Here is a 13904-nt window from a genome sequence, read left to right as displayed (position 1 = left end):
CTCAACTTTGTTTGAAACGGCGTTCACCGAAGTTGTTAGTTCGCCTGCGTGATGACGCCCTCGCGTTTCTTGAGCACGCGGTAATAGCTCCACCACAGATGCGCGGCCGCGCCGCGCAGCGGCCGCCAGCCTTCTGCAAGCGGCATCATCTGCTTCGCCGTCGGCCGCGTCGCAAGGCCGAGCCCGACCTTGACGGCCTCCTGCACGGCGAGGTCGCCGGCCGGCCAGGCATCGCCATGGCCAAGGCAGAACAGCAGGTAGACGTCGGCTGTCCACGGCCCGATGCCGGGCAGCGCGGTGAGGGTGGCATGCGCGGCGTCGGCGTCCTCATTGGCCAGCACATCGAGGTTGAGCCGTTCCGCGGCAAGCTCGCCCGCAATGTGCTTCAGCGTCTTGATCTTGGCGGCCGAGAGCCCAAGCCGGCCGAGCCGGTCGGCACGGGCGCGGCGGATCGCGTCGGCATCGAACGGATCGAACGCCGCCTGCAGCCGGCCCCAGATCGCCGCCGCGCTCGCGGTCGACAATTGCTGCCCGCAGACGATGTGCGCGATCCCGGCAAAGCCCGGCTCCCGCCGCCGCAACGCCGGCATGCCGGTGGCGGCGAGGATCGGAGCGAGGCGGTTGTCCTGCTTCACCAGCTCGCGGACCGCGTCCTCGAGAATGTCCTGGCTGTCGAGATGGAGGGTCATGTGTCTAAAGCTTTCTGCGTCGTCATGCGCGGGCTTGACCCGCGCATCCATCTCGGATCGAACGTAATTGAAGGATGATTGTCGGATCGCGCCAGCTCAAGTCCGGCAATGACAAGATGTCATGCCACCCGTTTTCCGATTTGCCCCCAGTCCGAATGGCTATCTGCATCTCGGCCACGCCTATTCGGCGCTGTTGAACGTCCAATGCGCGCAGCAGAGCGGCGGCCGCTTGCTGCTGCGCATCGAGGACATTGACCCCACCCGGTGCCGGCCGGAGTTCGAGCAGGCGATCTATGAAGACCTCGCCTGGCTCGGCATCACCTGGGAGCAGCCGGTGCGGCGGCAATCGGAGCACCTTGCCGAGTACCGCGCTGCGCTGGAGCGGCTGCAGGGCATGGGGCTCGTCTATCCGAGCTTCGAGAGCCGGGCCGAGATCGCGCGGCTGGTCGCGCGGCGGGATGCGGACGGGGCCTGGCCGGGCGACCCCGACGGGGCGCCGCTCTATCCGGGGACGGCGACCTCGCTTTCCGAAGCGCGACGTGCGGAGCTGATGGCCGGCGGCGTGCCCTGTGCCTTGCGGCTGGACATGGCCGCGGCGATCGCGCGCGTGGGCCGGCTGGCCTGGGACGAGCACGGCGCCGGGCCTTCGGGCGAGAGCGGCAGGGTCGAAGCAAGGCCGGAGGCGTGGGGGGATGTGGTTCTGGCGCGCAAGGAGACACCGACCAGCTATCACCTGTCCGTCGTGATCGACGACGCCCTGCAAGGGGTGACCGAGGTGGTGCGCGGCCAGGACCTGTTTCATGCCACCAGCGTCCACCGGCTGCTGCAGGTCCTGCTCGGCCTGCCGGCGCCGGCCTATCGGCATCACCAACTGATTCGCGACGCACAGGGCCACAAGCTGTCCAAGTCCACCCAGGCGACGGGATTGCGCGCCTTGCGCGCGGAAGGCGTCTCGCCGGCGGAAATCCGACACAGGATCGGCATGGTCTAGCCGCGTCCTGCCGCAAGCCCGATGTCTTCCCACGTTTCCGGCGGGGACAACCTCCGGGGCATCGTGACACCCGGAAACGACCGTGCCATGCTGCTCGATGGCGCGGGTAATCGGGAGCTTCAATCGAAAGCGGCACGACGAGACATGACAGTAGAAGTGCCCCTTCGTTTTTCGGAGTTCATGTCACAGGGGCCATGATGAAGCGCGTTCGGAACATGAGTACGGGGCGCCGGGCCCGACCGGCCAAGCCGGCTGCGCCCAGGCCCGCCGCGGCGTCGAGGCCGGCCGGTGGAAAGACGCCCTCTGGAATGGCGCCGTCGAAGGTCTCGTCCAAAGCAGGGAAGCCGAAGACGCCCGCCGCGAAGGCGCCGCCGGTCAAGGAGCGCGCCAAGGCGCGACCGCTCAAGAAGCACGTTCCTCAGGTCACGGCGATGGCGGGGAGCCGGCGCAGCACGGCCAAAGCCGGATCAGCAAAACCTGGATCAGCCAAACCTGGATCAGCCAAGCCCGTCTCGGCGAAAGGCGCGGCGTTCGGGCCTGGCGGACCAGGTGCGGGAGTCGTCGAAGCCGCCTTGGCGGTGTTCGCCCACGAGGTCCGCACGCCGCTGACAGGCATTCTCGCCATCAGCGACCTGCTCGCCACATCCGAACTCGGCGAGCGCGAGCGGCGCTGGGTCGACACCATCAAGGCCGGCGCGGAGCATCTGTCGAGCCTGGCGACCCTGTTCGTCGATGCCGCCAAGCAGGAGACCGCGGGGACGCTGCTGCGCGAGGATCTGTTCGACCTGCGCGTGCTGGCGCGCGCCGCCGGGGACTCGCTGTCCGGCCGCGCCGCCGCCAAGGGGCTGGAGGCCAAGGTCCGTGTCTCCGACGATTTGCCGGGGCTCGTCGTCGGTGACCCCGTGCGGCTACGCGCCGCACTCGAAAATCTGATCGATAATGCGGTGAAGTTCACCGAGCAGGGGGGCGTGGCGCTGGACATCGCGCTGGCCGGCAAGGCCGGGCGCGGCAGGCCGATCAGGCGCGCCGCCAAGGGCAAGGTCGCGGTCGCCTTCCGTGTTTCCGATTCCGGCATCGGCCTGACCCTGCAGGAGATCAAGCGGCTGTTCCGCCCGTTCAGCCAGGCCAATGTCTCGATCGCCTCGCGCTTCGGGGGCGCCGGCCTCGGCCTGTCCTCGGTTCGGCAAATCGCGCGCGCCATGGGCGGCGACGTCGCGGTGGCGCCGCATGAAGGCGGCGGCACGACCTTCACGCTGACCGTGGCGCTGACCGTGGCGGCCGCGCCGCACACCACGGCGGGCGGCTCGGAAGATGGCGTCACCCTGGGGCCGACGCGGCCCTTGCGCATCCTCGGCGTCGAGGACAATCCGTTCGGCCGCGTGGTGCTCAACACGATCCTCAACGAGCTCGGCCACCAGGCGGAGTTCATCGGCCGCGGCGAGGCCGCACCGGAGCGGATCATGGCCGGCAGCTACGATGCGGTGCTGATGGACATGGTGCTGCCCGGCATCAATGGTGTCGAGGCGATTGCCCGTATCCGCAAGCTGGATGCGCCCCACGGCACGATCCCGATCATCGGCGTCTCCGGACGCGGCGAGGACGAGGCGGCCTCGCGCGCCGCCGGCGCCGACGCGTTCCTGCTCAAGCCCGTTTCGCCGCGGGCACTAGCGACTGCGCTTCTTGGAGCGACACGCCGCGCGGCAGCCGCGACTTGATGATCGAGGCGTTCAACTCGCCGCCATACACGAAGATCGCGGCGATGAAATACAGGAACACCAGCGCGATGATCACCGATGCGAGCCCCGCATACATCGTGACGTAGTTGTTGGCGAACCGCGCCAGATACTGGCCGAACACGATGCCCGACACCAGCGAGGCGACGAAGGTGAAGACGATGCCGGGCATGATCTGCATGAAGCTGCGCCGGCCCGCCGGCAGCCAGGCATGCAGGATGAACAGCGCCACGATCAGCGCGCTGATGGTGATGCCGTAGCGCGACAGGTTGACGAAGCGCTCGTTGGCTTCGACCGCAAGCGGCAGGTAGCGCCGGGCGGTGGCCAGCATCAGCGGCCCGAGCACGATCAGGAACGACATCGCCAGCGCCGTGATCGCGGCGACCAGGGTGTAGCCGATCGATTCCAGCCGCAGCCAGTACCAGCGGCGCTGCTCGATCACGCCATAGGCGCGGTTGAGCGCGACCCGCAGCGCCTCGACGCCGTTCGAGGCGAAATAGACCGCGAGCACGGCGCCGATGGTCAGCGCGTCGGTCCGGGTCGTGGTCAGCACGTCGTGGATCTCGCCGGTCAGCGCATCCGCGACCTGGGCCGGCCAGGTCTGCAGCATCAGGGTGGCAGCCTGGTCGGCCAGATCCTTGGAGCCGAGAAAGCCGGCGAGCGAGGTCAGGACGATCAGAAACGGAAACAGCGCCATCAGGGTTGACAGCGCGATATGGCTGGCGATCGCCCAGCCGTCGTCGGCGAGGAAGGTGTAGAACGCGTCCATGACGACGTGGAAGATGTAGCGAAGCGCCTTCACCTGTTCCTGCACTCCGCGAAACGATGTGATTTGTACAATCCGATATTACGGGCCCAAAAGCCAGAAGTTGCGGCCTCTGGCGGTCCGATCCGGCATGGCGCTCCTGCGTCTGCGGTGTTATCTAGCCCGAATGGCTTCACTTCTCGGTAAATTCATCCTTCCCATCGCCGTCGGCGCGGTCGCGCTGGTGCTGTTTCTCGGCCTCGTCAACATGACGCGGGGCGGCTCGCCCAACCTGTCGCAGAAGCTGATGCGCTGGCGGGTGATCCTGCAGTTCGTCGCGGTCGTCATTGCCATGGCGGCGATCTGGGCGATGGGGCGCTGAGACCGAGACGCCGAGGCGTCGAGAAACGGACGTTGAGAACGCAGCATGGTGGTCCTGAATCGCATCTACACGCGGACCGGTGACGACGGCACGACCGCGCTCGGCAATGGCGAGCGGCGTCCCAAATACGATCTGCGCGTCTCCGCCTATGGAACCGTGGACGAGACCAACGCCGCGATCGGCGTGGTCCGGCTGCATCTGGCTGATGCGCCCGAAATCGATGCGATGCTCGGCCTGATCCAGAACGATCTGTTCGACCTCGGCGCCGATCTCGCGGTGCCGCAGCGCGAGGGCAAGGCGGAGCGGCTGCGCGTCGTCGCCAGCCAGGTCGACCGTCTGGAGCGCGACATCGACACACTGAACGAGCGGCTCGCGCCGTTGACCTCGTTCGTGCTGCCCGGAGGGACCGCGGCGGCGGCGCATCTGCATGTGGCGCGTACCATTTGCCGCAGGGCGGAACGGATCATGACGGAACTCGCCGGCAAGCCGGACGAGCCGGTCAGCGAGGCCGCCATTCGTTATATGAACCGGCTGTCGGATTTCCTGTTCGTCGCCAGCAGGGCGGCGAACCGGAACGGCGCCGGCGACGTGTTGTGGGTGCCGGGGCAAAACCGTTAACCCGGGGGCGTGCGGGCCTGCTTTTTTCGCCCGTCGCGCGTTGACCGGGGGGGATGGGCGCTTTAGGTTCCGCGCCCGAAAGGTCAACCCCGGACAATTTAGAGCGAAAGAGGATCGATGAAGGTTCTGGTGCCGGTCAAGCGGGTGGTCGATTACAACGTCAAGGTCCGCGTCAAGAGCGATGGATCGGGCGTTGAACTCGCCAACGTCAAGATGTCGATGAATCCGTTCGACGAGATCGCCGTCGAGGAAGCGCTGCGGCTGAAGGAAGCCGGCAAGGCGACCGAGGTGGTGGTGGTCTCGATCGGGCCCGCGCAGGCCTCGGAGACGATCCGCACCGCGCTCGCGATGGGCGCCGACCGCGGCATCCTGGTCAAGGCCGAAGGCAATGTCGAGCCGCTCGCAGTCGCCAAGATCCTCAAGGCGGTCGCCCAGGAAGAGCAGCCTGGCCTGATCATCCTCGGCAAGCAGGCGATCGACGACGATAGCAACCAGACTGGCCAGATGCTGGCGGCGCTGCTCGGCTGGGCGCAGGCGACCTTCGCCTCCAAGCTCGAGGTCGAAGGGTCCGACTTCAAGGTTACCCGCGAGGTCGATGGCGGCCTGCAGACCGTGAAGCTGAAGGGACCGGCGATCGTCACCACCGATCTCCGCCTCAACGAGCCGCGCTACGCGTCGCTGCCGAACATCATGAAGGCGAAGAAGAAGCCGATCGCCGAGAAGACCGCCGCCGACACCGGCGTCGATCTCACGCCGCGGCTCGAGGTGATCAAGACCGCTGAGCCCGCGGGCCGCAAGGCCGGCGTCAAGGTCAAGGACGTCGCCGAGCTCGTCAACAAACTCAAGACCGAGGCGGGGGTGCTCTGATGGCCACGCTGCTGATTGCCGAACACGACAATGCCGCGATCAAGGACGCGACCAACAAGGCGCTGACGGCGGCTGCAGCCCTCGGCGCCGATGTCGACGTGCTGGTCGCGGGTCAGGGCGCCAAGGGCGCGGCCGACGCCGCCGCCAAGCTCGCCGGCGTCAAGAAGGTGCTGCTCGCCGACGATGCTGCCTATGCGCATGATCTCGCCGAGCCGCTCGCGGATCTCGTGGTCAAGCTCGCCGCGAACTACGACGCGATCGTCGCGCCGGCGACCTCGCGCTTCAAGAACGTGATGCCGCGCATCGCCGCTTTGCTCGACGTGATGCAGGTGTCGGAGATCATCAAGGTCGTGGCGCCCGACACGTTCGAGCGGCCGATCTATGCCGGCAACGCGATCCAGACCGTGAAGTCGAAGGACGCCAAGAAGGTCATCACCGTGCGCACCTCCACGTTCGCAGCCGCGGGCGAAGGTGGCAGCGCGTCGGTGGAGAGCGTGGCGGCGGCCGGTGATCCGGCGCTGTCGAGCTTCGTCGGCGAGGAGGTCGCCAAGAGCGATCGTCCCGAGCTGACCTCGGCCAAGATCATCGTCTCCGGCGGCCGCGCGATGCAGAGCCGCGAGAACTTCGCCAAGTACATCGAGCCGCTCGCCGACAAGCTCGGCGCCGGCGTCGGCGCCTCGCGCGCCGCGGTCGATGCCGGCTATGCGCCGAACGACTGGCAGGTCGGCCAGACCGGCAAGGTCGTCGCGCCGGAACTGTATGTGGCGGTCGGCATTTCAGGCGCCATTCAGCATCTGGCCGGCATGAAGGACTCCAAGGTGATCGTCGCGATCAACAAGGACGAGGACGCGCCGATCTTCCAGGTGGCCGACTACGGCCTGGTGGCGGATCTCTACCAGGCGGTTCCCGAGCTGACCGACGCGCTCGCCAAGCTCGGCAAGTAACGCTCAAGACACCGGCCGCATGGGACCGCGGCGGCCGGTGTTCTCACTTCCAAGGGCATGGACGGGCGCAGCAGGCGTGCCGTTCGGGTGGATGACAACATGGCTCAGATCAACAAGCTCGGAGTGATCGGCGCAGGACAGATGGGCAACGGCATCGCGCACGTTGCCGCGCTGGCCGGGCTCGACGTGGTGCTCAACGACGTCACCGCCGATCGGTTGAAATCGGGCATGGCGACCATCAACGGCAATCTGACCCGCCAGGTCGCGAAGAAGGTGATCTCCGAGGACGCCCGCAATCAGGCGCTCGGCCATATCTCGATCAGCGAAACTCTCGATGGCCTCGCCGATTGCGATCTCGTCATCGAGACCGCGATCGAGAAGGAGGACGTCAAGCGCAAGATCTTCCACGATCTCTGCGCGGTGCTGAAGCCGGAGGCGATCATCGCCTCCAACACCTCGTCGATCTCCATCACCCGGCTCGCCGCCTGCACCGACCGCCCTGAGCGCTTCATCGGCATTCATTTCATGAACCCGGTTCCGCTGATGGAGCTGGTCGAGCTGATCCGCGGCATCGCCACCGACGACGCCACCTTCGAGGCGGCCAAGGAGTTCGTCGGCCGGCTCGGCAAGCAGGTCGCCGTCTCCGAGGATTTTCCGGCCTTCATCGTCAACCGCGTGCTGCTGCCGATGATCAACGAGGCGATCTACACGCTGTATGAGGGCGTCGGGAACGTCGAGGCGATCGACGCGGCGATGAAGCTCGGCGCGCACCATCCGATGGGCCCGCTGGAGCTGGCCGATTTCATCGGCCTGGATACCTGTCTCTCCATCATGCAGGTGCTGCACGAGGGGCTGGCGGATTCCAAATACCGGCCGTGCCCGCTGCTGGTGAAATATGTCGAGGCCGGCTGGCTCGGCCGCAAGACGCAGCGCGGCTTCTACGATTATCGCGGCCCCAAGCCGGTGCCGACCCGCTGATTTTACCGCCGCGGGCGCCATCGATACGCTTCGTTAAGGGACACGGCTTAACCTCGCCGTAACGAGAGGTTGTACGCGTATGGACATGAGCTTGGTGGCTGCGGTCATGGCGCAGCAGGCGAGTGCGACACAGCAGCAGGTCGCGACGTCGGTGCTGAAGCAGAACCTGAATGCCCAGAAGGACGCGGTGCTGACGCTGCTCGGCGGCGCTCAGCAGACATTGTCGCTCGCCAATGCCGGCCCCGGCGTCGGCGGCAACCTCAACATCGCCGCCTGAGCGGGACGGGCCGTCGGTCTGGTCCCCACCGGCCGGAAATGAAGGGCCCGCCTCCCGCCAATCGATCACTCGTCATGCCCGGGCTTGTCCCGGGCATCCACGCGGTTCTGCGCATGCCGGCCGACGTGGATGGCCGGGACAAGCCCGGCCATGACGGCCTGGAAATAGCTTCCTGCAAAACGCTGAGTGTCAGAGCCCCGCCGCTGTCTTCGTCGTCGCCGCCTGGATCAGCTTGACCGCGTCGGAGCTGTCCCACTCGGCAGGTCCCGCGATGGTCGCGATCTCGCAGCCCTGGGCATCGACCAGCACCGAGGTCGGCATGCCGAGCGCGCGGCCGACCGCCTTCAGATCCTGGAACACCTTGGCCTTCGGGTCGCTGAAATAGGCCAGCCGGGTCAGCTTGGCGTCGCTCAGGAACGCCTTGGGCTTCTCCGGATCGCGGGTGTCGATGTTGACCGCGACCACCTGGAAGGCGTCGCCGCCGAGCTTGGCCTGCAGCCCGTCCAGCGCCGGCATCTCCTTGCGGCAGGGCACGCACCAGGTCGCCCACAGGTTCAATAGCACCGTCTTGCCGCGGAAATCCGACAGCTTCCTCGCTGCCCCCGTGCCGTCCTCGAAGGCGAGGTCCGGCAGTCGCAGCGGCACGGTGGCCGCCGTCAGCGCCGCCACCTCGCCCTTGATCAGCGGCGAGATCCGCTTGGCGGTGGCGACCGCCGCCTGACAGGCCTGGTCGCCCGCTGGCCGTCCCCTGAGCAATCCGCCAAAGGTCGCCGCGGCGATGCCGGCCACGGCGACCACCGCCACGGCACCGGCCGCGAGCAGCGTTCGCCGCGAGGAAGCGGGGCGGGCAGGGGACGTATCCGGCTTATCGTTTGTCATCTCGGGTCGGTTGCGGCTATCAGAGGCGCGAATGTCGGGAGTCCGGACGGTTTGTCCCATCCCGTGGCGGTCAGCAAGGTCTTGGAAGCGGTTCAGGCATGAGCAACACGATGTGGGGCGGACGGTTCTCGGAGCGTCCCGACGAGATCATGGAGGACATCAACGTCTCGATCGACGTCGATCGCCACCTTTACGCGCAGGATATCGCCGCTTCCAAGGCGCACGCCGCCATGCTCGCCGCCCAGGGCATCATCACCGCGGGTGATGCGAAAAATATCGGGAAGGGTCTAGACACGATTTTGTCAGAGATCACCAAGGGTTCGTTCGAGTTCAAGCGGGCGCTCGAAGACATTCACATGAATGTCGAGAGCCGGCTGTCCGAGCTGATCGGCCCCGCCGCCGGCCGCCTGCACACCGCGCGCTCGCGCAACGACCAGGTCGCGACCGACTTCCGCCTGTTCGTCCGCGACACCATCGACGACATCGACGCGGCGCTCGCCGCCTACCAGCACGCGCTCGCCTCCCGCGCGCTCGACCATGCCGGCACGGTGATGCCCGGCTTCACCCATCTGCAGACCGCCCAGCCGGTCACCTTCGGCCACCATCTGCTCGCCTATGTCGAGATGGCCGGGCGCGACCGCGGCCGCTTCCTCGACGCCCGCAAGCGCCTCAACGAATCCCCGCTGGGCGCTGCCGCGCTCGCCGGCACCTCGTTTCCGATCGACCGCCACGCCACGGCGGAAGCGCTCGGCTTCGACCGCCCGATGGCCAATTCGCTCGACGCCGTGTCCGACCGCGACTTCGTGCTGGAGACCTTGTCGGCCGCCTCGATCTGCGCCGTGCACCTGTCGCGCTTCGCCGAGGAGATCGTGATCTGGACCTCGCCGCTGGTCGGCCTGATCAAGCTGTCGGACAAGTTCACGACCGGCTCCTCGATCATGCCGCAGAAGCGCAATCCGGACGCCGCCGAGCTCGTCCGCGCCAAGACCGGCCGCGTCATCGGCGCGCTGAACGCGCTGCTGATCGTCATGAAGGGCCTGCCGCTCGCCTATCAGAAGGACATGCAGGAGGATAAGCAGGGCGCGATGGAGGCGTTCGCGGCGCTGTCGCTTGCGATCCGGGCCATGACCGGCATGGCGCTCGACCTGGTGCCGGACGAGGCCCGCATGAAGGCCGCCGCCGGCGAGGGCTATGCCACCGCCACGGACCTGGCCGACTGGCTGGTGCGCACCCTGAAGATGCCGTTCCGCGAGGCCCATCACGTCACGGGGCGCATCGTCGCGCTCGCCGCCAGGCAGGGCGTGGCGCTGCACGAGCTGCCGCTGACGGCGATGCAGGAGGTCGAGCCCAAGATCACGGCCGACGTGCTCGGCGTGCTCTCGGTCGAGTCCTCGGCGAAGAGCCGCACCAGCTTCGGCGGCACCGCCCCGAAGAACGTGGCCTCCCAGGCCAAGGCCTGGCTGAAGCGGCTGGAAAAACAGCGGAAGTAGGGCTCGGTCCGAAATTTGATCGCCGCAATTTGATCGTCCTGGCGTGGCACTCCCGCACTCGTCAGGCCGGTTCAATCTCTGTATGGTGCCGCCCGCATGGGGATTTCACACGTGAATCGCGCTCGCCGTCCAACCTCCGCCGCCCGGGTCGTCCTCGTCCTGGGCGCCACAGCCCTTCTGCTGGCCGCCTGCGGCCGCAAGGGCCCGTTGGACCTGCCGGCCAACTCCCCGCCGGCGCCGCAGATGTCCGCCGCGCCCACCGACACCGCGACGGACGCCGCCAACAAGCCCGGCCTGTTCAACTCCGGCTACGGCGCTGATGCCGCCCCCGCCGCCACCCGCGGCCAGAAGAAGCCCTTCATTCTCGACCCGCTGCTCGACAGCAAATAGCGGCTGCGGCCTTCCTCAACTGACCAGCTGGGCATCCGAGATCGAGCCCGCCTAATTCCACCGTCATGGCCGGGCTTGACCCGGCCATCCACGTGGTGTGGCATCCTGGGACGGACGTGGATGCCCGGGTCAAGCCCGGGCATGACGCCGGAGAGATAGCCGGCCACAAGCGAACTCCGCGGGCGATCGCCCCTCCCCCTCCTCGAGGGGAGGGTGGCACCTCAATTGACAATCCCACCCATTTCCCGGCAATTCGCCGCCACAATCACTCAATCTCGCAGCCCCGCGCGCGGACCCGACCCATGAACCATTTCGACTACCGCGACGGCGTGCTGCACGCCGAGGACGTCAATCTCTCTGACCTCGCCGACCGCGTCGGCACCCCGTTCTACTGCTACTCCACCGCCACCCTGGAGCGGCACTACCGCGTGTTCGCCGACGCCTTTGCCGGCCAGGACGTGCTGATCTGCTACGCGATGAAGGCCAACTCCAACCAGTCGGTGCTGCGCACCTTGGCCAAGCTCGGCGCCGGCGCCGACGTCGTCTCCGGCGGCGAGCTGAAGCGCGCGCTGGCCGCCGGCATCCCGTCGCGCAAAATCGTGTTCTCCGGCGTCGGCAAGACCGAGGCCGAGCTGCGCGCCGCGCTCGCGGCCGACATCCACTGCCTCAACATCGAGTCCGAGCCCGAGCTCGATCTGCTGGCGCGCCTCGCCGTCGAGACCGGCCACACCGCCCGCATCTCCGTGCGCGTCAATCCCGACGTCGATGCCGGCACGCATGCCAAGATCTCGACCGGCAAGTCGGAGAACAAGTTCGGCATTCCGCTGGAGCACGCCCGCAAGGTCTACGCCCGCGCGGCGAAGATGAAGGGCATCAAGGTCACCGGCGTCGACGTCCATATCGGCAGCCAGATCACCGATCTCGGCCCGATGGAGACCGCGTTCCGCATCCTCACCGAGTTCGTGCAGACCCTGCGCGCCGACGGCCACGACATCTCCCATGTCGATTTCGGCGGCGGCCTCGGCATCCCCTATCACATGGACCGCGCCGTGCCGCCGGAGCCCGCCGCCTATGCCGCGATGGTCAAGCGCGTCAGCCACAATCTCGGCTGCACGCTGATGTTCGAGCCGGGCCGCATGATCGTCGGCAATGCCGGCATCCTGGTCGCCAAGGTGATCTATGTGAAGCACGGCGAGGCCAAGAACTTCGTCATCATCGACGCCGCGATGAACGACCTGATCCGCCCGACTTTGTACGAGGCCCATCACGACATCCTGCCCGTGAAGCAGGCCGCGCCGAACGCGCCCGCCTTCGTGGCCGACGTCGTCGGCCCGGTCTGCGAGAGCGGCGACTACCTCGCGCTCGACCGCGCGCTGCCCGAGCCCAAGCCCGGCGACCTCCTCGCCATCATGACCGCGGGCGCCTACGGCGCCGTGCAGGCCTGCACCTACAACACCCGCGCGCTCGTCCCCGAGGTGCTGGTCAAGGGCGACCAGTCCGCCGTGATCCGCCCGCGCATCGAGGTCGAGCAGCTGATCGCGATGGACACGCCCGCGCCGTGGCTGTGAGGGCAGGCTGAGGCGCACGCAGCTCGCGCGGTCACGCTCATCCGTCTCCACCATCGTCATGGCCGGGCCTGTCCCGGCCATCCACGTCGTACGGCATCCTGGGAACGACGTGGATGCCCGGGCCTTCGCCGCGCCGAAGCGGCTACGGCCGCGCAGGCGGGACAAGCCCGGGCATGACGGAGTAACTCATTAGCAGCCGTTCTGCCGCGATTGCCTAGTCCAGCCTCGCACATCGTGTACTTGCGTCTTTGTAATCCATAGATTACACTCCCCGCATGGTCGACGTTCGCGAAACGCCCGGCTTCTCGCGTTGGCTGGCTGCGTTGAGCGATCAGCGCGCCCGTTTGCACATCGTCCGGCGGATCAGCCGGGTGGCCGCGGGAAACTTCGGCGACGCCAAGTCGGTCGGCGGTGCGGTCAGCGAGCTACGCGTCGACTACGGCCCCGGCTATCGCGTCTATTTCACGAGGCGCGGCAAGACCGTCGTGATCCTGCTCTGCGGCGGCGACAAGCGGACCCAGGACAAGGACATCAAGAAGGCCCACGACCTCGCGGCGACATTGGAGGACTGAGGATGAAAATCAGCAAGCTCAAGACATTCGACGCCGCTGAGCACCTCCGCACCCCGGCCGCCCGCGCCGAGTATCTCAACCTCGTGCTCGCCGACGGCGATCCCGCCGAGGTCCGGGACGCGCTCAACCTCGTCGCCCGCGCGCAGGGCATGAGCCAGGTCGCCAAGGCCGCCGGCGTGACCAGGGAAGGGCTCTACAAGACGCTCGGCGAGAACGGCAACCCGGAGTTCGCGACCGTCCTGCGGATCATCACCGCAATGGGAATCCGGTTGACGGCCGAGCCGGCCCGCGCCAAGCCGAAGACGAAAGCCGCGGCGTCGCGGTGACCCCAGTGACTGCAAGAAATTTTCGCTGCCGCTCGGACTGATGGAGACGAACGGCAGCAGGCAGTCGTGAGTTTCACACAGGGGCCCAGCAACTCCCTTAGGTTTCGTGCGCGTCCAAAAACCGGAAACAACAGGATGAACCTCGATCCGACCCTGGTTCGAGCGCTGCGCAACGCAGCCGAGGTCGGCGCTCCCGCATCGCAGCTCGTGATGATGATCGGTCGCCACCTGGATGCCCTCGATACCAACTTTCGCCTCTACGCGATTGCCTATATGCGTGAGGCGTTCTTCTTGCCGCTGCCCGAGGCCAGCACCGTCGGCGCGCTTGAAGTCTTCCCGGACGGACATTCATCTGCGGCTGATATCAATGATGAAATGAGGCCCATTCTCAATTCAACACGATCGAAATGGGCGTCGCATTCAGAGTAAGCGTCGCGCTCCCGAAATTCTCCCTT

At 67.1% G+C, this 13904-nt stretch carries 17 protein-coding genes; 14 read left to right on the top strand and 3 right to left on the bottom strand.

The genetic code is table 11. From position 1 onward, the window contains the following. Nucleotides 1–35: 35 nt before the first annotated feature. Entirely contained in the window at nt 36–689 is a 654-nt protein-coding gene (locus ACQR10_RS23820) for a DNA-3-methyladenine glycosylase family protein (RefSeq protein ID WP_434912093.1), read from the bottom strand. 121 nt (nt 690–810) lie between these two features. Here ACQR10_RS23820 and gluQRS point away from each other — a divergent pair, with 121 nt between their 5' ends. Both gluQRS and ACQR10_RS23810 read left to right on the top strand, forming a co-directional pair. Further along, a complete protein-coding gene (gluQRS, locus tag ACQR10_RS23815; RefSeq protein ID WP_434912092.1) occupies nt 811–1680 on the top strand; it encodes a tRNA glutamyl-Q(34) synthetase GluQRS in 870 nt (289 codons plus the stop codon). Nucleotides 1681–2252: 572 nt separating this feature from the next. Further along, nucleotides 2253–3395, top strand: a complete 1143-nt coding sequence (locus ACQR10_RS23810; RefSeq protein WP_409998000.1) for an ATP-binding protein — start codon at nt 2253–2255, stop codon at nt 3393–3395. On the opposite strand, the gene ACQR10_RS23805 is transcribed toward ACQR10_RS23810, so the two are convergent. After that, a complete protein-coding gene (locus ACQR10_RS23805; protein WP_316217986.1) occupies nt 3322–4215 on the bottom strand; it encodes a YihY/virulence factor BrkB family protein in 894 nt (297 codons plus the stop codon). The genes ACQR10_RS23810 and ACQR10_RS23805 overlap by 74 nt on opposite strands. A gap of 130 nt (nt 4216–4345) precedes the next feature. Between ACQR10_RS23805 and ACQR10_RS23800 the strand changes: the two genes are divergently transcribed. The 6 genes from ACQR10_RS23800 (at nt 4346) to ACQR10_RS23775 (ending at nt 8224) form a co-directional block, all read left to right on the top strand. After that, complete coding sequence (locus tag ACQR10_RS23800; RefSeq protein WP_015664263.1) at nt 4346–4540, top strand: twin transmembrane helix small protein; 195 nt, start codon at nt 4346–4348, stop codon at nt 4538–4540. 45 nt (nt 4541–4585) lie between these two features. Beyond that, nucleotides 4586–5158 (top strand): cob(I)yrinic acid a,c-diamide adenosyltransferase, encoded by a 573-nt coding sequence (locus ACQR10_RS23795; RefSeq protein ID WP_315805679.1) that lies wholly within the window; start codon nt 4586–4588, stop codon nt 5156–5158. Between the two features lie 117 nt (nt 5159–5275). Beyond that, nucleotides 5276–6025, top strand: coding sequence for an electron transfer flavoprotein subunit beta/FixA family protein (locus ACQR10_RS23790; RefSeq protein ID WP_316237108.1), 750 nt, complete (start codon nt 5276–5278; stop codon nt 6023–6025). Then, nucleotides 6025–6969 (top strand): electron transfer flavoprotein subunit alpha/FixB family protein, encoded by a 945-nt coding sequence (locus tag ACQR10_RS23785; RefSeq protein ID WP_434912091.1) that lies wholly within the window; start codon nt 6025–6027, stop codon nt 6967–6969. Before ACQR10_RS23790 ends, ACQR10_RS23785 begins: the two co-directional genes overlap by 1 nt. A gap of 99 nt (nt 6970–7068) precedes the next feature. Next, on the top strand, nt 7069–7947 hold the full coding sequence (locus tag ACQR10_RS23780) for a 3-hydroxybutyryl-CoA dehydrogenase (RefSeq protein WP_315718147.1): 879 nt from the start codon (nt 7069–7071) through the stop codon (nt 7945–7947). Nucleotides 7948–8026: 79 nt separating this feature from the next. Beyond that, the gene (locus tag ACQR10_RS23775) at nt 8027–8224 is read left to right on the top strand and encodes a putative motility protein (RefSeq protein WP_315718145.1); all 198 of its coding nucleotides are present in this window, start codon (nt 8027–8029) and stop codon (nt 8222–8224) included. 189 nt (nt 8225–8413) lie between these two features. Here ACQR10_RS23775 and tlpA read toward each other — a convergent pair whose 3' ends face one another. Then, a complete protein-coding gene (gene tlpA / locus ACQR10_RS23770) occupies nt 8414–9103 on the bottom strand; it encodes a thiol:disulfide interchange protein TlpA (protein WP_316218836.1) in 690 nt (229 codons plus the stop codon). 98 nt (nt 9104–9201) lie between these two features. On the opposite strand from tlpA, the gene argH reads away from it, so the two are divergent. The 6 genes from argH (at nt 9202) to ACQR10_RS23740 (ending at nt 13878) form a co-directional block, all read left to right on the top strand. Next, nucleotides 9202–10593: an argininosuccinate lyase gene (gene argH / locus ACQR10_RS23765; protein ID WP_316218838.1), complete on the top strand. Its 1392-nt coding sequence runs from the start codon at nt 9202–9204 to the stop codon at nt 10591–10593. A 96-nt stretch (nt 10594–10689) separates the two neighbouring features. Then, nucleotides 10690–10983, top strand: a complete 294-nt coding sequence (gene lptM / locus ACQR10_RS23760) for an LPS translocon maturation chaperone LptM (RefSeq protein WP_316181243.1) — start codon at nt 10690–10692, stop codon at nt 10981–10983. Nucleotides 10984–11285: 302 nt separating this feature from the next. Next, the gene (lysA, locus tag ACQR10_RS23755) at nt 11286–12551 is read left to right on the top strand and encodes a diaminopimelate decarboxylase (RefSeq protein ID WP_316218839.1); all 1266 of its coding nucleotides are present in this window, start codon (nt 11286–11288) and stop codon (nt 12549–12551) included. Between the two features lie 275 nt (nt 12552–12826). Next, on the top strand, nt 12827–13123 hold the full coding sequence (locus ACQR10_RS23750) for a type II toxin-antitoxin system RelE/ParE family toxin (protein WP_316218840.1): 297 nt from the start codon (nt 12827–12829) through the stop codon (nt 13121–13123). Between the two features lie 2 nt (nt 13124–13125). Further along, nucleotides 13126–13449, top strand: coding sequence for an addiction module antidote protein (locus ACQR10_RS23745; protein WP_316218841.1), 324 nt, complete (start codon nt 13126–13128; stop codon nt 13447–13449). Between the two features lie 135 nt (nt 13450–13584). Further along, complete coding sequence (locus ACQR10_RS23740; protein WP_315805689.1) at nt 13585–13878, top strand: hypothetical protein; 294 nt, start codon at nt 13585–13587, stop codon at nt 13876–13878. The last annotated feature ends 26 nt before the right edge of the window (nt 13879–13904 follow it).

The organism is Bradyrhizobium sp. HKCCYLRH2060 (genome assembly GCF_051168135.1).
Taxonomy (GTDB): Bacteria; Pseudomonadota; Alphaproteobacteria; order Rhizobiales; family Xanthobacteraceae; genus Bradyrhizobium.
The sequence above is the reverse complement of the archived record's forward strand: the minus strand, read 5'-3'. Positions and strand labels throughout refer to the sequence as shown.